The following is a 21,812-nucleotide window of genomic DNA, read 5'->3' on the forward strand; positions in this document are numbered from 1 at the left end:
AAATGAAACTCACTCATTTAAACATAAACTATTTGCTTTGGGGGAAGTTAATGAATTCCCACTCAGCAGAGATAATCCAGATCACTGGAGACATAGATTTTGCACGTTTAAAAGAAGCGATCGCAATCGCTATCGATAAGCAGCCAATCCTGAAGTGCTGCATCAAGCCAAGGCTATTTGGGTTTGATTGGGTCCCACTTCCAGAAGGCACGCCTATATCAATCGAGCGGTGTGATTATAGCCACCTTAGCGAATTAGAAATAAAAGATAAAATTGCAGAGCATACTTGGTGTCGCAAGGCAGACTTTACTGCGGAACGTTTGGTACGCTTTTACCTGATTTATACGGGCGATGATAAATACTACTTACAAAGTGTATCTCATCATGCATCAGCGGATGCGCAATCGGGTTATAACCTGTTTAAGGATATTGCCAAAATCTATACGGCTTTAACGCACTCACAACCAATAGATAGAAGCGAGTACGTTGTTAATCGCCGTGATGTCGGTCGCGTGTACCTAAACAAATTGCCGTTTAGCGAAAGGGTGAAGATATTCTGCCGAGGCATTAAAGCATTTCTTTCTAAACCTGGTTTTAAGGTAACAGGGCTGAACTTACCAAACCCGAAGGAAGAAGCGACTCGTTCGATATACTCGGATGCTTTACCTGATGATATGTTAGATAAGCTGAAAAAGGCGGCCAAGCATTACAACACGTCTGTTCATGTGTTGTTTGTATTAGGCATGATCAAATATCAGCATAGGTTTAACAATGACACTGAGCGCTTAGGGTTTCAGTTATTAGATGTGCTAACCATGCGTCAATTTTCGGACGAAGCCTCCGTATCTATGTCTTACGATGCGTTTAGTATCAACCATTTTAAAGACTTTGACACCAACAAACCTGAAACTGAGATTATCAGAGACGTCACAAATTACATAACGGGCCTTAAAAATGGAAAGATCTTTGAGGACTGGTATCAGCAAAAACTTTGGGTTGGCGCTTTCTTGATGTTACCGCCTTTCTTACGCACTAAGTACGTGACCACGGTGTTAGACGATAAGCTCAGAAGTAACATGTTGATCTCAAACTTAGGCGTTTTCAACTTTGACTCATATGACTTTGGAAATTCAGAAGTGACGGACTTCTTTAGCTTTCCAAACGTCGGCGGGCCACTAAGGCTTGGATTTTTCTTCTGTACGTTTAGAAACCGCTTGAAATTGACGTTAGTGTACGATTCTCGTTGCTTTACACAATCGATGAAAGAGGCGGTTGTAGAGCCATTTACAGATATTTTGAATGAGATCTGCAGCGTAGTAGAACCACCAAAGAGTGTGACGGGATCCTCTAATAAAGCAGAAGTGGTTGATGCGGTGTGAGTACCCATTACCCAGATAGATTTCACTTAAACTTTTAAAACTTAATATAGGAACAAACTTATGCCGTATTTATTTCTAGGTCTTGCAATTTTGTCAGAAGTAATTGGAACTTCTGCATTAAAAATGTCTGAAGAGTTTACCAAACTAGGTCCATCTATTGTGGTCGTGCTTGGCTATGGCGCTGCATTTTACTTTCTGTCTGTTGCGCTTTCTTCGATTCAAGTTGGTGTAGCTTATGGTGTGTGGGCTGGTCTTGGTATCGTATTGATCACTATTATCGGTGCTGTGTTCTTTAAAGAGATCCCAGATCTTCCGGCGATGCTTGGCCTGTTAATGATCATCATTGGAGTTATGGTTATCCATTTCTTCTCAAAAACAGCTTCTCACTAATATTAGGTCGTAAAAGATACGATTATGCATACCGAATGTCCTGTTCGGTATGCAACTTAAACAAGAAAACTGGTTTTATAAATAAAACCCTAGGGGCTTTTTGTGTCATGAATTAGCCGTTAATGGGTCAATAAATACTTATGGGTAAGGATAAATTATGTTTTTAAATAGGGAAAAAGCTGTTGCTGATCAACTCGTTCCTGAGCTGGCAGCCGCGTTAGAACAAAAATCAATGGCTGAGTTTGAAGCAAGTGATGGTCGTGAGCTTTATCAAATCTTAAAAAACTGTGCGAACCCCGGTCTGATGATAGATAAAAACCTGGGAGGCTCGGGAGCGGATTTAGTATCTTCGGTTCGTGTGCACCGTTATGTTGGTAGCTTAAGTCCATCGCTGGCAATCATGATGACGATGCATAACCACACAACCTATGCATTAAACAAAGCTATGGACTCTTCACTGGCAGTGGCAAAAAAGACACTAAGCGATGTCGCTAGTGACCGTTTGGTATTTTGTTCGGGCTTTGCTGAAGCGCGTCCTGGGGCAAATATTTTAAGTTCATCAGTGATGTGCGAGCCAAATACAAGCGGTGATAAATTTGTGATCACGGGGAGCAAAAAACCTTGCACTATGACTGATTTTGCGGATCTAGCATTGGTGGGGATCGCAAATCCAAACGGTAAAGAGCCAGAATCAAGAGGCCTACTCATCGTTGATAATATGAACGCACAAAACATCGAGAAAGTGCCTTTTTGGCCAGCTTCAATTTTGACGGCAACAAGTAGTAACGAGCTTGCGTTTAGAGGCCTTGAGGTGAGCAAAGAGAACGTTGCGTTGATGGAAACTGGTGCGGAGCCTGAGAAAACCAAGCAAGCAATTGAAGTAACTGAGCTAGTAGGCTTAAGTAGTTTCCAGTTGATTGTTGCTGCCTCTTATCTAGGCGCTGCGTCACGCTTAGCTGCGCTGTGTTTTGAAGCTAATCCTGCAAATTCAACAGACGTCAGCCAGATTGCTATCGAGCTTGAAACTGCAGCACTAGCACTTGAAGGTATGGCGGCACAAATTGATACGCAAACTCCAAGTGAAGCCTTAGTTGTTTCATCATTGGCAGTACGCACTATGGTGTCACAGTGCATTGAACGTGCGAATCAACTCTCCGTGATGAGCTTAGGTGGCATGAAGTATTTGGGTAATGAAGACGTTCGATATCTTCTTCAAGTAGCCAATTGTCTGAACTTCCACCCATTATCTCGTGGTGAGCGTATTGATTTTATTCGCCAAGCATTATGCCACAGTCACTTATAAGTGACTGTGTGGACGTTCAGTAACTTTACGTTACTCGTTCAAAGGTGAGCAGGCATGCTTATATGCGTCAGTGCACATGCCAAATCGTCGTTTAAATTTTAATATAGGCAAAGGGAAAAAAAAGTGTCACTAATTAACAGTTATCGAAAATTTTTAACGGGCAAACTTGAACTGGATATACCTATCGCCAAGTGTGAAGACAATAAGGTCTACACCCAAGATGGTCGAGTGGTGCGTGATTACTTGTCACAATACGGCGCATTGCCTTTCGGTCACAACCCAGATTTTTGCGTAAAAGCGGTTACTGAACATTTGCAGAATAAATCGCCAGTATTCACCCAACCAATCTTTCAAGAGGAAACAGAGATGTTTGCTCAAGAGCTGGTTGATGCACTCGGTGGTTGGGCTAAAAATGTTACTTTTGCCAACAGTGGTGCCGAAACCGTCGAAGTGGGTTTTAAAATAGCGCGTATTAAAACGGGCAGGAAGAAAATTCTATCGGTAGATCGTTCATTTCACGGTAAAACCTATTCGGCTTTATTGGCGACAAACTCTCGTCGCCACAATATTGATCACTTACGAGCAGCTGATGACTCGTTCTTCAAAATCACACTAAATGATTTTGAAGCATTAGAAAAAGAACTTAAATCTCAAGAATATGCAGCATTTATTGTAGAGCCTATTCAAGGTGAAGGAGGCATGAATGTTGCAGATCCACTTTGGCTTGAACGTGCCAGAGAGTTATGTTCGAAAACACGAACCGCACTTATTTTTGATGAAGTGCAAACGGGCCTTGGGCGTACAGGCAATATGTGTGCGGCAATGGACTTAGGCATTACACCAGATATTCTGCTACTCGCAAAATCGCTAAGTGGTGGATTGATCCCAACAGGCGCTGCACTATATTCTAATTGGGTTTCAACACCTGAGTTTGATAGAAAGCATAGCTCAACGTTCGCAAACAATGGTTTAGCGACTGCTGTTGGTAGAGCTGTTATCCAAAAGTTGCAAAAAGATAATGGCGCAGCACTTGCCCATGTTAGAAAAATCTCCAACTTAGTTGATGAAGCGTGTGATCGTTTAGCTAAACAATACCCTGGTATTTTTAATTGCCGTGGCGCAGGATTAATGAGAGCGTTGCAGTTTAAAGACACGCAAAGTGATACCAACTACTTTGTTACCTATATGCAAAATAGTGGCTCATTGGCTTGGTTGTTCTGTAGTTACTTGTTAAACGAACACAATATGATGGTCATGCCGCTGTTATCGGACAAGTGTTCGATCCGTTTTGAACCACCATTGAATACCAGTGAGCAAGATATTAAAGACTTCTTCAAAGCGGTACAAAACGTATGTGATATCGTGAAAAATGGTCGCTACGACATTCTATTAGCTGGTTTGGTTGGTAAACCATTATCTGAATTACCGAGTGTTGACGAGTATTATCCGGTCGCACGAGCGGGTCAAGCGGCGCCTACTCATTATGCAGGTAGTGACAAAAAGCGTGGTAAAAAGTTTGCTTTCTTTATGCACTTTACTGTGGTTGAAGATTGCATACGCATGATGCCGAAGAGTATACACAGTAACTACAGTGAAGAAGAGATCCGAGAGCTAGGTGAGCTTATTTTAGAGGTTGGCGCGGTAGATTATGCGCCCGAAATTGCGCTTGAGTTTACAGTCACAGATGAGCATACCTACGCTGATGGCTTAATGATAATGAGCCCTATCCAAGCGCGCGATATGATGAATCTTACGACCGCTGAAAAAGTAAATTTGATGAAAGACTTTGTTGCTGTTGCAAGACGTGAAGGTGTGGAGTTCTTTGGATTAGGGGCGTATACCTCGGTTATTACGCGCGGCGGTGAACAGAACCTCGAAGGTATCGATGGGTTATCATTTACCACAGGCAATAGTCTCACTGCATTGGCAACCACAGAAACGGTCATAGAAGCGGCAAAGCATAATTTAATTGGATCGACGATTAGTATTATCGGTGCCCGAGGTGCTGTTGGTAAATTAATGGTAAGTGAACTGGCCCATTGGTGTGACAGTATCATCTTGATGGGGCGCCCAGGTACAGAAAAGCGCTTACTGGTCGAGTTGGTGCCTATTTTATGTAAGTTAGCGTTTAGTGCGGAACAAAATGCGCAACCGGGCTCTGTTATCGATAATATTCAAGAATACATAAACGCATCCAAGCCTGAATTAGCGAGCTACATTGGCGCGTTAAACGAAGCGCCAGAAGAGGCTGTTACACAAGTGGCAGACGCGCTTTTGGCTGACGATCTAATTCTTTCTACGGGACTGAGAACGAGCGAGAACTATCAGTCAACATTAGAACAATCTGATTTCGTAGTATCTGCGACTAGCGAAGGTAAAGCATTCTTAAGTACTGAATTTCTCAAAGAAGGTGCGATAGCTGTAGATACAGCACGTCCGTTCGACTTTATTGTTACGCCTGGGCAAAAAGCAGAAGTGCTAGAAGGCGGCCTAGTTATTCAACCTGAAGCTGTGCGCTATGGTGACATCAATATGGTCGGTCTACCTCCGGGCATTAATTTAGCTTGCTTATCGGAAACTGTTGCTTTGGCAATGGAAGGATGTGAAGGACAATTTAGCAAAGGCAAATCTATTGCATATTCACAAGCTCGTTATGTTCTTGATGTGGCAAGAAATCAAGGCTTTAAGCCTTTAGGTTACTCGTCAACTCCATCTGGTAATGACTACGCTGACACAATTGAATCGGCGGAGATCGAGGGCAAAGCAGAAGCGCTCGTATAAAGAGCGCCTCATCTCATTTTTTTAAATAACCTTCCTTTTTCAGGTTGTGTTTTGGTTTAAGGAAAGACTGTGAAAATTTTAATTGTAGATAACTACGATAGTTTTACGTTTAACCTGTATCAGTACATTAGTGAAGTATTTGGTGTACTGCCAGTGGTTGTAAAGAACAACGATGAATCAGTTAATGTTGAAGAATTTGATGCCATCGTTATCTCGCCGGGTCCTGGTACCCCATACAGAGAAAGCGACATTGGGATCTGCCAAGAAATAATAAAAACAACAGATAAACCTTTGTTGGGTATTTGTTTGGGTCATCAATCAATTGTGGCTTGCATGGGCGGCGAAGTTGAGATCTCAGGTGTACCGTACCATGGTAGAGCAAGTGATATCGTACATGGTGGTAGTGGTGTTTTTGCGAACTTACCAAATCCATTGGAAATTGTACGTTATCACTCTTTAATAGCATATCAACCCTTGCCAGAGGAACTGATCGCAACGGCATTTACGGAAGATGGCATGATCATGGGTGTTGAGCATCGAACTCGGCCTATGTGGGGTGTGCAGTTCCACCCTGAATCTGTATATACCAACTGTGGTCGACAAATAGTTGAAAACTTCAAAAAACTGGTCGACAAACACTATGCACAATGTAAAAAGCCGGCATTACTTGCTGAGAAAGTCTCGCAAATGGCTGGTAATGAAGGGCAAATGCATAAAACACAGTGGCAATGTCATTTCGATATACTTGATGTTGATGTGAAAACGGTTGATATATTCAGAACATTTTACGAGAAATCAAAGTACAGCTTTTGGTTAGACTCAAGTTCGATAAATAATGCCGAAGCGCGTTTTTCGTTCATGGGTGATGCTGGTGGCTTGGAATCATTTTGGTTTGCCTATGATGTTGAAACAAAAAATATTACTGTAGATGCTCATGGCAAAAAAAACGAATTTACCAAGCCATATCAAGAGTTTGTGAATGAAACTTTGGCTACGACCATTGTTGGCGCAGAGGACTTACCATTTGATTTTTGCGGCGGCTTGGTTGGTTTTCAAGGCTATGAGTTGAAGGTTGAAACAGAATCGGTAGACAACAAATACAGCTCAAAACAGCCAGATGCATCGGGTATTTTTGTAGACCGATTTATCGCTTTTGATCACAAAACCGGGCTTGTTTATGTTGTCGCAATTGAAAAAGAACCATGTAATGAAAACGCGCAGAGTGAGGCACAGAGCTGGATAAAGTCAACATGTAGTACGATTAAAAATGTTGAAAAAGAGGAGGTTAGCGCACCAGCGAGTACTAGTAACTCACCGGAAAAATGTACTCAATCTGAGCAGAATATCGAATTTGTTTTAGAAGATGGCGATAAAGAATATATTGAAAAAATTGCGCATTGTAAGGAATACATCTTACAGGGTGAAAGCTACGAAATATGTTTAACGAATCGAATTCGTTCAAATCTGAAGGTAGAGCCATTTGCCCTATACAATGTGCTAAGGCAAGTGAATCCTGCGCCACGTTCGGCTTACTTACACTGCCCTGAGTTTTCAGTGTTGTGCTCATCGCCTGAAAAATTTGTGAGTGTTGGCAGAAATGCAGTTGTTGAAGCAAAACCCATCAAAGGTACGCGAAAGCGTGGTGCTACGGAGCAAGAAGACGCAGAACTTATTAAGGACTTGGCTGAAAGCGAAAAAGACCACGCTGAGAATTTGATGATTGTTGATTTGTTGCGCAATGATTTAAATCGAGTATGTGAGGCGGGTTCCGTTTGGGTTCCAAAACCAATGCAAATTGAGACCTATGCGTCTGTGCATCAATTGGTGTCAACCGTACGAGGCCGATTGAAGGATCAAGAAACGTTGGCAAGCTTGTTCGGTGCCGCTTTCCCACCGGGATCAATGACCGGTGCCCCGAAGACGAGAACGCTTGAAATAATAGATCATCTTGAATCATCCGCTCGTGGTATCTATTCGGGGTCAATTGGTTATATGTCTTTAAATGGCGCCTCAGAATTGAATGTTGCGATACGAACATTGGTTGCTAGCGAGCATGGGCTAGAGATTGGTGTGGGTGGTGCGATTACCTGGTTGTCTGACCCAGAAGAAGAGTTTGAAGAGATCTTGATTAAAGGTCGAGCCTTGATGAGGGCGATAACAAAATATGCAACAGGTGACGAGAATCGCTATCAAGTGATCGGGGTCACTTCTGACGAGCACTCAGATGCAACATCAAAAGGAATTAACACGCAAAGTTTTGAAGAGCAGCTTTGCACAGAGGAAGAAGGGTTAGAGGCGTGAACAAACATCATATAGTATTTGGTGAGTTAAATTATGCGATGGCTCGCTTGATTTTAACCTTAGCAACAGACAAAACAAGTGAACGTATTTCACTCATCATTCGGCAAAATTCGAATGAAGTAGCATGTAAAAATGTTGTATTTAAAAGCCTAAATGAGATTGCAACTAAAAATAATATGTTGCTGTGTACCGAAGAGCTCGAAAAGCTAACCGTTTACAATCATGACAGTAACACGGGAGTAAATGAAGCGCTGGTGGAAATAGAGCAACGGCTGACCACGCTTGGGATATACCATCACGAAACGGTACATTGGGAAGTTGAAACGCTACACAAACCTGCTGAGAACAAAGAGTACTATGCGAGGGTACTAAAATATTTACCGGGTGATGCCGACAGTCGCGTTGTGCGTGAAATTAAAATAGATAATGTGTCGGGTTCCGTTGGGCATTATCAAGATGAATTAGATACGCCACTAAATCGCTTTATTTTTAGCATGCTGGACTACTCAGGTGAAATGAAAGGTCGTTTAGTTAAAGTGCATATTCCTGACAATTTGTCGTTGCAGTTTATGCCTTTTGAAAACTATTTAGCTCACATTGTGGACGAAAAAACACCTTTAGAGTCGTCGGCAAAAGGGATCAAGGTACTAGTTAAAGAGTTAGTAACACGACTCGCGAGAGCACTTGGACTCGAGCTGACTTTTGTAAGCTCACGTAGCGATCAGGATGTTGATCTTATCGAGTTTATTGAGCGAGAAGAGTTAGCTTTATCAACGTTTGATGGTGCAGAAAAAGATGACACCTTAGTGCATTCATTCCTAGCCAGCCTTGAAACACAAGTACGAGATGCAAAGATATGGAAGGATGATATAACGGTTGATGCCATATTGTTTGCGCATGAAAAAAAGCATACCGAATCGCTGAATTTTACCGACAAGCTTTTAAAGATCGCGGATACAGTTAAGCAAGATAAAGTTGCTATTCATCATTCTCTGAGTGACATGCGCTATGGTGACTTTAACTATTCAATCCAAAACTGTGTTTCTAATATCGTTGATTTGGGTATAAAACCGGGTACGCGTGTAGGTATTGTTGCAAACGATAGCGCTTATTTTACCATCGCAGTGTTATCATTAATGTACTCAGGCTGCACAGCCATCATTATTAATCCTTTGCTAAAAGCACAGACGATTGCTCAAGCATTGAAGTCGGCTCATGTTGATATCGTGTTTGGAGATGACGATTTTTTCAATGTAGTGAGTGAAAGTGAACACTTACATTCAGATATGATTTCATTGCTCGCGAACACCATGGAAATCGCGCCAATCTGCACGGATGCCAATGAAAAAGAGTTGAAAAATTGGGCTCCGGCAAGAACACGTCCGTTTGACTACGCAATAGGCATGTTCACATCGGGCACGACTGGTGTTCCAAAGCTTATTTTACACCGTCATCAGGACTTTGTGGTGGCTGCTGAACGTTACGCCGCACAAGTGTTGAATATTAACAGTAGTGACCGAACTTTCTCCGTTTCAAGAATGAGCTTTGCGTTTGGTTTACATAACTGCTTTAACGCTTTGTACAATCGAGCCACGGCAATACTGTCGCCTCATAATTTGTCTATTGATGACATTGTTGATGCAATTAAGCGCTATAAGCCGACCATTTTTTATGCCGTACCAACGGTCTATCAGTTCTTGTTGACTCACGAAAATCTGAGTACAAATGACTTTATTAGGGTGCGTTGTTTTGTATCAGCGGGTGACCGGATGCCGATCGAGCTTAATCGTAAATGGCAGAAACAGTTCAATGCTGTGATCCTCGATAGTTTGGGCTCAACAGAGGCGTTTAGTACTTATCTAACCAATATTCCTGGCACAAACCGAGCGTTTGGTGATACTGGAAAAATAGTCCCAGGTTTTGATGCAAAGATCATGAATGATCGAGGCATCATCTGCTCGCACGGTGATGTGGGAACACTTTGGCTAAAGGGTCCAACATTACCAAGTCGCTATGAGAACAATGCCGCTGAAACAGACGCGAGATTTAAAGACGGTTGGTATTGTACAAATGACATGTTCAAGTGTGATAAAGATGGCTATTTCCGTTACATCGGCCGTGCAGACGATGTGATTAAGGTGTCGGGTCAATGGGTATCTCCTCAGGATATTGAAGATGTGCTTCTTGGTCACCCTGATGTTGCAGAAATAGCGGTTGTTGCTGTTGGTGATCATGAGACAACAACGAGACCGAAAGCATTTGTTGTCACACATCGCCAAGACCATGACCGACTCACTAAAGAGTTGAAGGAATATGCGAAACAGAATCTAGAGAGATGGAAATATCCTCACTTGTTTCAGTATGTAAACACATTACCAAAAACGGTTACAGGCAAATTGCAGCGCTATCGTTTAAAGCATGTGCTACCAGAATCAGTGATGTAATCATGAATAAATAGCGGCGACTGCTTCGGTTGAAACGAAATTAGGAGCCGCACATTTAACGTAAGTGAATAATTACTTTTAATATATCGCTATTCTTTCAAAGGATAGAAGTAAAAATAAATTAGTGATGGAGACAGAAAATGACACAGAGTATAAGTAAGCTTGAGAACAACATTGCCGCGCTTTCAGCAAAACTAAATGAGCATTCGTTTTTGGTAAGATGTAGAGAAGGCTCAATCTCATTAGATGAACTAAAAGCATTTTTGTTACAACAAGGCTTATACAGTGCTTACTTTACGCGCTACCTTTGTGCAATGATGGCAAACTTGCCATCGAATGATCAGGTAATGGAATTGGCTGAAAACTTATTTGAAGAATTGGGCTTAGAACCAGGAAGCCCGACACCGCACCATATCATTTATAGAAACATGCTGGATAGCTTTGGTATCGAACTCGATTCAAGCAAAATTACTCATGAAACTCAGGCACTTATAGATTGCATGTTTAAATACTGTCGAGAGTTGAATCCTGCGTTTGGGCTCGGTGCACTATGTATTGGGGCTGAGGCGATAGTGCCAGATCTTTACACAAGCTTGGTTGCTGGGTTTAGACATCATGGTGTACCAGATGAACAAATTCATTTCTTATTATTACATATCGAATGTGATGATGGGCACGCTGAAACATTGAACGACATCATGTTAGAAATAGCTGGCTCAAATGAATTCCAGCTCGACAATATGATTAAAGCCGGTGAGGAGATGATAGATGCTCGCATGGCGTTTTTTGACGCGATTGAAAATCAAGTTCGTCACACAGCTAAACTAGAAAGTGCTAGTATCGAGTTCTCGTAAAAAAATATGGAAGTAAGTATGAGCACAACACTAACAATGGATAAGCAATCAATCATGGCTAAGAGTCGTGAGGAGATTGCTCAAAAACTACCTGAAGGTGAATGGAGTGAGCAGCAGAAAGTTGCGTTAACATGCCGAATACTTTTTGCTCAAGGACATGACTCTGGTTTGGCTGGTCAAATAACCGCACGAGGTGAAAGCGCTGGCGAATATTATACTCAACCATTTGGTTATGGCTTTGATGAGATAACTTCAGATAACTTGCTTAAAGTGAATGAAGATTTGGAAGTGATTGAAGGAGAGGGCATGCCCAATCCTGCAAACCGTTTTCACTCTTGGATTTATAGAGCAAGGCCTGATGTGCGGTGTATTATACATACCCATCCACCTCATGTTTCGGCTTTGTCTATGTTGGAACGCCCATTAAAAATCTCTCATATGGATGCTTGCTTGTTGTATGAAGATGTTGCGTTTTTAGCCAAATGGCCAGGTGTTCCAGTTGGTAATGAAGAAGGTGAAATTATCTCTGGTGTATTGGGAGATAAAAGAGCTGCTCTTTTATGTCATCATGGATTAGTGATTGCAGGTCGTACGATTGAAGAGGCATGTATGTTGGCAATTCAATGTGAACGTGCAGCAAAACTACAACTGTTAGCGGAAGCCGCTGGTGAAATAAAAGAAGTGAGTCCTGAATTAGCAAGAGAAGCCCATGACTGGATCTTACAGGATAAGCGCTCTAAAGCTGGCTTTGCTTACTATGCTAGAAGGACGCAAAGAGACTACAAATTTACAGTGTAATTATCTTTAAGAAACGGTATAAAATAAGTATAAAAGTCATATGGTTAGCATCTTAAATATTATGTTAAATAGGTGGCTTTTATACTTTTATGTTAATACTCCCTATCTGCGTGAAAGTATCAGTTAAAGAAAACAGAGAGACTTTGGGACAAATATCGTTATATTTATACTGTAAGAACACATCTTACAGTATAAATATAAGGTAGTTAGTAAAAATATAAGTTAGTACTAACTACCAAGATGGTGTTTGTTATAAATTTATGATTATTACTACATTTGCTACGTTGAATTTATATAATTTATTCTAGTATGATGTGTTCTTTCTTTATAATACCAACTAACCCTCCTTTAAGTAAATAATATTGAAAAGGGCAGGTCAAAATCGGTTTTGTCTTTTAGATAATCATTATAAATGTCGGTGTACTTACGATCAGCTTTGAACATGTATGTTCAAGAGCGAGAAAATCTTTTTTAAAGAAAAATATCACCAAGTCGTTATATTAACATCCAATTACGGTGGTTCGATTCCGCGAGGGCATGTAAGAGTTAGAGTGAGTATGGCCCGGATCATTTAGGCAATTTATGTTTTCAAAAGCTAGATATTAGGCGGTGTTGCTTCCGTTTGTGTAAAACTCAGAAATGCATCTTTTGAACTTAGAAAATGAGTAATTCAGTAAAATACCGGAGAGATTGATAATTTGAGACAAAGAGATTTTTTGGTAACAAAGTCTCTACAGCAATAATCTGAAGTAAGCATTAGCAAATTGTGATGTTGAATTATTCTTTTAGGTGACAATACCTTTAACTTAAAACCATGAACTTTTAATGTGGCTTGTATGTTTTTATTTGGGTACATATTACGAGTTCGTGCTGGCGATTTTTGTTTAAATTATATGTGGATGCTGAGTTACTATAGGTAAGCTAAATGTAAGATGTGTTCTTTGTATGATTAACAAAAGTTGTCTGAATGACTGTTACATAAGTCCATCACATGTTTGCGGAAAGTACTATTGGTTTTTGTATAAACGCATTAGATGAAATATTGAGAATAACCGACGACTTGGATATATCAGGCTTAATAATAAACAATTGCTGAGGTTATTTGCCCGTGTATTTACTTTTGTATGATGTGTTCTGGATAATAAAAATAAATTTCCCTTGATGCGAGCAACGCTATACGTTAATTTGGCCCTTGAAGTAATACTACTTGGAATGAGGAAAAACAATGAAACCATGGAACCCTGACAGTTGGAGAGATCTCCCAATTGTTCAGCAACCTGAATACCCGAATCAAGCTGAATTAAAGCTTGTCGAAAAACAATTAAATAGTGCTCCGCCACTTGTTTTTGCTGAAGAAACGAGAAGTTTATATAAACAGCTTGCTGACGTGTGCGAAGGTAAGGCTTTCTTATTACAAGGCGGCGACTGCGCAGAGTCATTCGCAGACTTCAACGCAGCAAACATAAGAGACACATTTAAAACACTGTTACAAATGGCAGTTGTCTTAACCTACGGCGGCAAATGCCCAGTGGTTAAAATAGCCCGTATGGCTGGCCAATACGCAAAACCACGCTCTTCTGACTTTGAAACCATCGATGGTTTATCATTGCCATCTTACCGTGGCGATATTATCAACAGCTTTGAATTCACAGAAGAAGCTCGTATTCCAGATCCAAACCGCTTAATGACGGCTTACCACCACAGTGCGGCGACGCTTAACCTACTAAGAGCATTCTCACAAGGCGGTTTAGCTGATTTACATAAAGTAAACCGTTGGAATATGAGCTTTGTTGCGGCAAACCCACTGCGTGACAAGTATCAACAACTTGCAGACAAGATCCAAGATGCTCTTGAGTTTATGGAAGTTTGTGGGATCAACTCAGCAGTAGCGCCTAGTCTTAAAGAAACAGACCTGTATACTTCACACGAGGCGCTTTTGCTCGGCTATGAAGAGGCCCTAACGCGCCGTGATCACTTAAGTGGCGACTGGTACGACTGTTCAGCACACTTTGTCTGGATTGGAGAGCGTACTCGTCAACTAGACCATGCACACATAGAGTTTTTCCGAGGCATCAAAAACCCGATCGGCGTAAAAGTTGGTCCAGGTATGAAGCCAGACGAATTGATTGAACTCATTGACGCGCTAAACCCAGATAACATTCCAGGGCGTTTGACCCTAATCACGCGTATGGGTGCCGATGTTCTACCTGAAAAATTACCAGCACTAGTTCGAAAAGTACAAGAAGAAGGTCGGAAAGTTATTTGGTCATCAGACCCAATGCACGGCAATACAGTTAAAGCCAGTACGGGTTATAAAACCCGTAGCTTTAATGATATTCTACGAGAAATCAGTCAGTTCTTCGCAGTACATAAGGCTGAAGGCTCATACGCAGGCGGTGTACATTTTGAAATGACAGGTCAACACGTAACTGAGTGTACTGGCGGTGCATATGGTCTATCTGATGAAGACTTAGCACAACGTTACCGCACCCAGTGCGACCCACGCTTAAATGCAGACCAAGTACTTGAGCTTGGCTTCCTTGTAGCTGATCTACTAAAAGATTCTCGCTCACAAGCATAAATAATTAAGGCCGCACTCGCGGCCTTTTTTAATACTTACGGCGCTTTAGGCCGGTTTCGGAAATAATCTTTGCCGAGATTTCTTCAACCGAATGACTTGTTGAATTCAAGTAAGGGGTTCTGTGCTTCTTAAATAGCATTTCCACTTCACGTACTTCGATACGACATTGACGTAACGATGCATATTTAGAATTTGCCATTCTTCCTTCGCGTATTGCGGCTAAACGCTCAGGGTTAATTGTTAAGCCGAATAGCTTGTGTTTGTATGGGATGAGGCATTTAGGGTAATTTCCTTTTTCTAAATCATCCTCAGTCATCGGATAGTTAGCCGCTTTGATCCCGTATTGAAGTGCCAAATACAAACTTGTAGGCGTTTTGCCGCTTCGACTAACACCTACAAGTATAATGTCCGCTTGTTCATAATCTTTGATGTTTGCACCGTCATCATTTGCCAACGCATAGTTAACAGCTTCAATACGAAAGTCATAACTTGCTTCATGAATGGAGTGGGTACGGTGAATTTTAGGTACAGGGTCAACATTAAGCTCCTTCTTAACCACTTTGCTGGCCAGCGCTAAAAAGTCGTAGCATACGCCCTGTGAAGACAAAATAATATCGGACAATTCATGATTAACGAACGTGAAAAACACCAAAGGTTTCTCTCCACTGTTTTCTGCCGTTAGATCTATTAATGCTTTGATTTCTTGAGCTTTTTGAGTTGTTTCAACAAAAGGAATCGTCTGATGATTAAATTCAACGGGAAACATCGATAATGTTGCATGACCAAAAACCTCGGAAGTAATTGCTGTGCCGTCTGAAATATAAAATGCCGTTCTCATGGTTACCTTTGTACTGATAAATTAGACGAATTTTCCCTATCGCGGTTTACGTAGGTGCGTATACCAGTGTAGAATGCCCTCGACCTTTACTAAAGGTCAAACAATCTCTCACATTTAATACAATTTGTTTTTGGAGACAGTTCCGTGCAAGACTACGTTCTCTGGTATCAAGAGTTAGGTATGCAAGACGTGCCTCGAGTTGGTGGCAAAAATGCATCACTTGGGGAAATGATATCTAATCTATCAAACGCTGGTGTGCAAGTGCCAGGAGGATTCGCAACTACTGCTGAAGCTTTCAATGAATTTCTTGACCAATCTGGTTTAAACGAAAAAATCCACACCATTTTAGATACCCTTGATGTCGATGACGTCAACACACTAGCCAAGGTTGGCGCCGATATAAGACAATGGATCATTGATACTCCATTCCAACCAGCCCTCGACAAAGCAATTCGCGACGCTTACAACACTCTCCACGGTGACACCAATTCTGATGTTTCTTTCGCTGTACGTTCATCAGCAACTGCTGAAGATATGCCAGATGCCTCTTTCGCAGGTCAACAAGAAACATTCTTAAACGTACGTGGCATTGACGCAGTAATGGTCGCAATTAAGCATGTATTTGCTTCGCTATTTAACGACCGAGCTATTTCATATCGCGTTCACCAAGGGTATGACCACAGAGGCGTTGCATTGTCAGCTGGTATCCAGCGCATGGTTCGTTCAGATAAAGCCTCTTCTGGTGTAATGTTCAGTATTGATACTGAATCAGGCTTTGAAGACGTCGTGTTTGTCACATCAAGCTATGGTCTTGGTGAGATGGTTGTTCAGGGAGCCGTAAACCCTGACGAATTTTATGTACACAAGCCAACATTAGCAAAAGGCTTACCATCTGTTGTTCGTCGCAACATCGGTTCTAAAGCAATTCAAATGATTTACTCAAGCGATGAGTCGCACGGTAAGCAGGTTGAAATTGTTGATATGGACCCAGCTAAGTCAGCACAGTTTTCCATCACAGATGCTGAAGTTCAAGAACTTGCTAAGCAAGCAGTTATTATTGAAAAGCACTACGGTCGTCCAATGGACATCGAGTGGGCTAAAGACGGTAACGATGGCAAGCTTTATATTGTACAAGCACGCCCTGAGACAGTTCGCTCAAATGAAGATGCGAATGTAATGGAGCGTTTCCAATTAAAAGCACAATCAAATGTTGTTGCCAAAGGTCGTGCGATTGGTCACAAAATTGGCTCGGGTGTCGTACGTGTTCTTAACTCTATTGATGAGATGGATAAAGTACAGCAAGGTGACGTGCTTGTAACTGACATGACTGACCCTGATTGGGAACCTATCATGAAACGTGCTGCTGCAATCGTAACTAACCGTGGCGGCCGTACTTGCCACGCAGCTATCATTGCTCGTGAGCTAGGTATTCCAGCGGTTGTTGGCTGTGGTAACGCAACCGATTTAATTACCAATAACCAAAGTGTAACGGTTTCTTGCGCAGAAGGTGACACAGGTTACATTTACGAAGGTGAGTTAGAATACGAAGTAATTTCATCACGTGTTGACGAAATGCCTGACTTGCCAATGAAGATAATGATGAACGTTGGCAACCCTGACAGAGCATTTGACTTTGCAAGATTACCTCATGCAGGTATTGGCCTTGCGCGTTTAGAGTTCATCATCAACCGTATGATTGGTGTACACCCTAAAGCACTTATTAACTTTGATGCTCAACCAGCTGATTTGCAAGCTGAAATTAAAGACATCATCGCGGGTTACGAGTCACCAGTAGAATTCTACATTGAGAAATTAGTAGAAGGTATCTCTACACTAGGATGTGCATTTGCACCTGAGCGTGTGATCGTACGTATGTCAGACTTCAAATCGAATGAATACGCTAACCTAGTTGGTGGCCAGCAGTATGAGCCGGAAGAAGAAAATCCAATGATTGGTTTCCGCGGCGCGTCTCGCTACATTTCGGAAGATTTCCGCGAGTGCTTTGCTCTAGAGTGTGAAGCAATAAAGCGCGTAAGAAATGGCATGGGCTTAACCAACGTTGAGATCATGATCCCATTTGTTCGTACACTTGAAGAAGCAGCTCAGGTTATTGAACTTCTTGAACAGCACGGTCTTAAACGTGGCGAAAATGGTCTTAAAGTGATTATGATGTGTGAATTACCTTCAAACGCACTTTTAGCTGACGAATTCCTAGAGTATTTCGATGGTTTCTCTATCGGTTCAAACGACTTAACTCAGCTTACCCTTGGTCTTGACCGTGACTCAGGCCTAATCGCGCACTTGTTCGACGAACGTAACCCAGCAATCAAGAAGTTACTTTCAATGGCAATTCAAACAGCGAAAGCAAAAGGTAAGTACGTAGGTATTTGTGGTCAAGGTCCATCTGACCACGAAGACTTTGCAGCTTGGCTAGTAGAGCAAGGTATTGATTCTGTATCGCTAAACCCGGATACTGTGCTAGAAACTTGGTTGTACTTAGCTGATAAACTAAAAAACTGAGTTGACTAGTTAAATAATAAAGCCGGCAGTAGCCGGCTTTTTTTAATTTCAACAACGCTCAAAAACGTTTAGCTCGGTCACAAACACTCAATCAATAATGTAAATTCCTCCCTCAATATTACTTTATCGATGCTTTATACCATCAAGCTTGTAGCACGCTTTTGTAAAAATTTTTTGCACCTTTCTTAAAAGGTTGCGCGCTTTAGGGTAGTAAATAGAAAAGCATACTAGCGCTGCCAAAAGAAATACAATTGACGGTCCCGGTATTACAAAAAACACCATGGCCAGTAAGATAAAAATGACGCCAACGAGGAGTGTAAGTAGTTTTTTCAACGCTTTATATCCATAGATATTTCGAATACTTTTAACTATAGACAAAAGGGTATGTCAAAACTTGTTTAATATGTAACAAAGATTAAATTTCTCAATTTTTTAAATTGCACAGCATGTTACAATATGCACAAAGCAAAAATAGTAAACCGTCATGATTGCCAAAATAAGTCAGCAAGATACAGCAAATCAACTAATCAATGATTATCTAACAACAATTAAAGATGCGGGGTTTCTCGGTGATACCGATGCAAGCTATGCAACTCGCTTAGTCACAGCAACGGACAACAGCGTTTACCAAGAAGTCCCACAAGCAGTGATTTTTCCAAAGAATAATAAAGATATTCAAACTGCTTTACAGTGCGCTTCTCAAGATCCATTTTTATCTTTGAGCTTTGGACCGCGAGGTGGCGGTACAGGGACTAACGGTCAGTCGCTCACACCTGGTATTGTTATCGATTTGTCTCGCTACATGCGAGAAATCATTGAAATAAATGTTGAAGAGAAATGGGTGAGAGTACAAGCTGGTGTTATTAAAGACCAACTTAATGATTTTTTAAAATCATATGGCTTTTTCTTTGCGCCTGATTTATCGACCAGTAACCGAGCAACCATTGGCGGTATGGTAAATACCGATGCTTCAGGGCAAGGCTCTTTAGTTTACGGCAAAACAAGTGATCATGTTTTAGGCTTAAAAACTTATCTAGTAGACGGTACTGAGTTAAACACCAGTAAAATTGCAACTGAAAAGGCAAGATTAGTTGCGGAACAAGACAACAGAACTGCACATATTTATAAGCAAGTACTTGAGTCATGCGAAAGCAATCGCACACTAATCCTAGAGAAATTCCCACGTTTAAACCGTTTTTTAACCGGGTATGATCTAGAAAATGTTTTCGATAATGACCTTAAACACTTTGATCTATCGCGGGTTATCACAGGGTCTGAAGGCTCTCTAGGTGTGGTCGCTGAAGCAAAATTAAATATTACGCCTATTGCGCCATTCAAAACGTTAATCAATATCAAATATGATAGCTTTGATTCTGCACTTAGAAACTCTCCATTTTTAGTAGAAGCGCAAGCAACCTCAGTAGAAACGGTAGACAGCAAAGTACTTAACCTTGCAAAAGAAGATATCATTTGGCATTCAGTATCGGACTTAATAGCCGACGTGCCTGGAATTGATATGCAGGGTCTCAACATGGTCGAGTTCAACGGTGAAACCGCCGATGAAATGGACGACAAAATAACGACGCTTTGCAACAAGCTAGATGACTTAATAAAAAATAAACAGGCAGGTGTGATAGGGTATCAGCTAACCAATAACAAAGAAGATATTCTCAAAATTTACGCTATGCGTAAGAAATCGGTTGGCTTGCTCGGCAATACAAAGGGTAAGCAAAAGCCACTTGCATTTGCAGAAGATACCGCCGTCCCACCGGAAAACCTAGCCGACTTTATTGCTGAGTTTAGAAAATTGCTAGATTCACATGAATTACATTACGGTATGTTTGGCCACGTTGACGCTGGCGTGTTACACGTTCGACCAGCATTAGACATGTGTGATCCTGAACAGGAAAAACTGCTTAGAAAAATTTCGGATCAAGTCGTTGCATTAACAGCTAAATATGGTGGATTGATGTGGGGTGAGCATGGTAAGGGTTACCGAAGTGAGTATGGGCCTGAGTTTTTTGGCGATAAACTGTTCACTGAACTTCGCAAAATTAAATCTGTGTTTGATAGAGATAATCGACTCAACCCCGGTAAAATCTGCACACCACTTGAAAGTGAAGCGAGCTTAGTATCAGTCGATGACCAAAAACGCGCTTGGTTCGACAAAGCTATTGATATTCAGGTTAAAGACAGTTTTGAAAATGCAATGAACTGCAACGGCAATGGACTGTGTTTTAATTACGATGAATCATCACCAATGTGTCCATCTTACAAAGTTACAAAAGATAGACGGCACTCACCTAAAGGTAGAGCAAGTTTAATCAGAGAATGGTTAAGGCTACAAAATAATGCTGGTACGGATCTACTGGCAACCGAAAAGCAATTGGTCAAAGCTGAAAATGACACAACGTGGTGGGAGCGCTTTCGTAATACTCAAGCTAAGAACAAAGGTGAGTATGATTTTTCTCATGAAGTGAAAGCATCAATGGACGAATGCTTAGCATGTAAAGCATGTACGACCGCTTGTCCTATAAAAGTTGACGTGCCTAGCTTTAGAGCTCGTTTTTTAAACTATTATCACAGCCGTTACAATCGACCTTTAAAAGACTATTTAGTCGCCAATGTTGAGTCAATGGCGCCGTTATTGTCTCGATTTGCATCAATCATCAATCCTGTTACCAATAATAAGCTGGTTGCAGGCATCATTGAAAAAGTGTTTGGCTACGTCGATACCCCGCGGCTAAGTGTGCCAAGCCTACAAGCAAGACTTAAATCAGAGTTTGATTTTGATGAATCAAGAATAAGTAAAATGAGTGATGATGAACGCGCTAATAGTGTGTTTATAGTTCAAGACCCATTTACGACTTATTATGAAGCAGAACTCGTTGCTTCTTTGGTTGATGTAGTTCAGGCTTTAGGTAAAAACCCAATCTTGCTACCTTTTGTACCTAATGGTAAGGCTCAGCACGTAAAAGGTTTTCTAAAAGAATTTTCGAAAACGGCCAAGCACGCCAGCGAATTCTTATCCAATGTTGCACAATACGACATTCCAATGATTGGCGTAGATGCTTCACTTGTCATGGTCTATCGCGACGAGTACAAGCAAATCTTAAACACTGATGAACTTGGTTTTTATGTCGATTTGGCCCACGAATGGCTTAAAGATCAAGATTGGTCAAAAGTTGTGTTAAACGTCAAGCACGCTGAAGAATATACATTGTTGTCACATTGTACGGAAAGCACCGCTTTGCCGAGCACAACAAATGTTTGGAAAAATATTTTCGCACAGCTTGGTTTAAAATTGAATACGCCTGCAACGGGGTGTTGTGGCATGGCGGGCACGTACGGTCACGAAGTTCAAAACCAAGAAAACTCCAAATCACTTTATGAAATATCATGGCAAAGTCATGTTAAGGCGACAGAATCTGGAAAGTTATTAGCAACGGGTTTCTCATGTAGAAGCCAGGTTAAACGGTTTGAAAATCAAAAACCTTTACACCCAATAGAGTTTATTGCTAGATCGATATGATTTACGTCCCTTTGGCTTGTAAAATATATTTACAAGCCAATTTAACATAACTAATCGTTAGTAAAAGGTAGTTATAAAAACGCACAAAAGT

At 41.3% G+C, this 21,812-nt stretch carries 13 protein-coding genes; 11 read left to right on the forward strand and 2 right to left on the reverse strand.

What is annotated here, in order from left to right:
- Positions 1-2: 2 nt before the first annotated feature.
- The 9 genes from ACW689_RS15945 (at position 3) to ACW689_RS15985 (ending at position 14,831) form a co-directional block, all read left to right on the forward strand.
- Complete coding sequence (locus ACW689_RS15945) at positions 3-1,379, forward strand: condensation domain-containing protein (protein WP_476292939.1); 1,377 nt, start codon at positions 3-5, stop codon at positions 1,377-1,379.
- Between the two features lie 60 nt (positions 1,380-1,439).
- Positions 1,440-1,769 (forward strand): DMT family transporter, encoded by a 330-nt coding sequence (locus tag ACW689_RS15950; RefSeq protein WP_476292940.1) that lies wholly within the window; start codon positions 1,440-1,442, stop codon positions 1,767-1,769.
- A gap of 157 nt (positions 1,770-1,926) precedes the next feature.
- Entirely contained in the window at positions 1,927-3,072 is a 1,146-nt protein-coding gene (locus tag ACW689_RS15955) for a hypothetical protein (RefSeq protein WP_476292941.1), read from the forward strand.
- Positions 3,073-3,195: 123 nt separating this feature from the next.
- Positions 3,196-5,853 carry an aminotransferase class III-fold pyridoxal phosphate-dependent enzyme gene (locus ACW689_RS15960; RefSeq protein WP_476292942.1) on the forward strand — a complete coding sequence of 886 codons (2,658 nt, stop codon included), beginning with the start codon at positions 3,196-3,198 and terminating at the stop codon, positions 5,851-5,853.
- 69 nt (positions 5,854-5,922) lie between these two features.
- Positions 5,923-8,154 carry an aminodeoxychorismate synthase component I gene (gene pabB / locus ACW689_RS15965; RefSeq protein WP_476292943.1) on the forward strand — a complete coding sequence of 744 codons (2,232 nt, stop codon included), beginning with the start codon at positions 5,923-5,925 and terminating at the stop codon, positions 8,152-8,154.
- On the forward strand, positions 8,151-10,598 hold the full coding sequence (locus tag ACW689_RS15970; protein ID WP_476292944.1) for an AMP-binding protein: 2,448 nt from the start codon (positions 8,151-8,153) through the stop codon (positions 10,596-10,598). Before pabB ends, ACW689_RS15970 begins: the two co-directional genes overlap by 4 nt.
- 140 nt (positions 10,599-10,738) lie before the next feature.
- Positions 10,739-11,452: a TenA family transcriptional regulator gene (locus ACW689_RS15975; protein ID WP_476292945.1), complete on the forward strand. Its 714-nt coding sequence runs from the start codon at positions 10,739-10,741 to the stop codon at positions 11,450-11,452.
- Positions 11,453-11,470: 18 nt separating this feature from the next.
- A complete protein-coding gene (locus ACW689_RS15980) occupies positions 11,471-12,250 on the forward strand; it encodes an aldolase (protein ID WP_476292946.1) in 780 nt (259 codons plus the stop codon).
- 1,225 nt (positions 12,251-13,475) lie between these two features.
- Positions 13,476-14,831, forward strand: a complete 1,356-nt coding sequence (locus ACW689_RS15985; protein WP_476292947.1) for a class II 3-deoxy-7-phosphoheptulonate synthase — start codon at positions 13,476-13,478, stop codon at positions 14,829-14,831.
- A gap of 28 nt (positions 14,832-14,859) precedes the next feature.
- On the opposite strand, the gene ppsR is transcribed toward ACW689_RS15985, so the two are convergent.
- On the reverse strand, positions 14,860-15,669 hold the full coding sequence (ppsR, locus tag ACW689_RS15990; RefSeq protein WP_476292948.1) for a posphoenolpyruvate synthetase regulatory kinase/phosphorylase PpsR: 810 nt from the start codon (positions 15,667-15,669) through the stop codon (positions 14,860-14,862).
- A gap of 144 nt (positions 15,670-15,813) precedes the next feature.
- Here ppsR and ppsA point away from each other — a divergent pair, with 144 nt between their 5' ends.
- A complete protein-coding gene (gene ppsA, locus ACW689_RS15995) occupies positions 15,814-18,189 on the forward strand; it encodes a phosphoenolpyruvate synthase (RefSeq protein ID WP_476292949.1) in 2,376 nt (791 codons plus the stop codon).
- Between the two features lie 123 nt (positions 18,190-18,312).
- Here ppsA and ACW689_RS16000 read toward each other — a convergent pair whose 3' ends face one another.
- Positions 18,313-18,567 carry a PGPGW domain-containing protein gene (locus tag ACW689_RS16000; RefSeq protein WP_476292950.1) on the reverse strand — a complete coding sequence of 85 codons (255 nt, stop codon included), beginning with the start codon at positions 18,565-18,567 and terminating at the stop codon, positions 18,313-18,315.
- 106 nt (positions 18,568-18,673) lie between these two features.
- Here ACW689_RS16000 and ydiJ point away from each other — a divergent pair, with 106 nt between their 5' ends.
- Positions 18,674-21,721, forward strand: a complete 3,048-nt coding sequence (ydiJ, locus tag ACW689_RS16005) for a D-2-hydroxyglutarate dehydrogenase YdiJ (RefSeq protein WP_476292951.1) — start codon at positions 18,674-18,676, stop codon at positions 21,719-21,721.
- Positions 21,722-21,812: the final 91 nt, after the last annotated feature.

The sequence above is a fragment of the Pseudoalteromonas sp. ABE4_541 genome, from assembly GCF_056312285.1.

Bases quoted from the DNA above. Each gene is read 5' to 3' on its own strand.
- ACW689_RS15945 (WP_476292939.1), top strand. From the start codon at position 3: ATGAAACTCACTCATTTAAACATAAACTATTTGCTTTGGGGGAAGTTA.
- ACW689_RS15950 (WP_476292940.1), top strand. From the start codon at position 1,440: ATGCCGTATTTATTTCTAGGTCTTGCAATTTTGTCAGAAGTAATTGGA.
- ACW689_RS15955 (WP_476292941.1), top strand. From the start codon at position 1,927: ATGTTTTTAAATAGGGAAAAAGCTGTTGCTGATCAACTCGTTCCTGAG.
- ACW689_RS15975 (WP_476292945.1), top strand. From the start codon at position 10,739: ATGACACAGAGTATAAGTAAGCTTGAGAACAACATTGCCGCGCTTTCA.
- ACW689_RS15980 (WP_476292946.1), top strand. From the start codon at position 11,471: ATGAGCACAACACTAACAATGGATAAGCAATCAATCATGGCTAAGAGT.
- ACW689_RS15985 (WP_476292947.1), top strand. From the start codon at position 13,476: ATGAAACCATGGAACCCTGACAGTTGGAGAGATCTCCCAATTGTTCAG.
- ppsR (WP_476292948.1), bottom strand. From the start codon at position 15,669: ATGAGAACGGCATTTTATATTTCAGACGGCACAGCAATTACTTCCGAG.
- ydiJ (WP_476292951.1), top strand. From the start codon at position 18,674: ATGATTGCCAAAATAAGTCAGCAAGATACAGCAAATCAACTAATCAAT.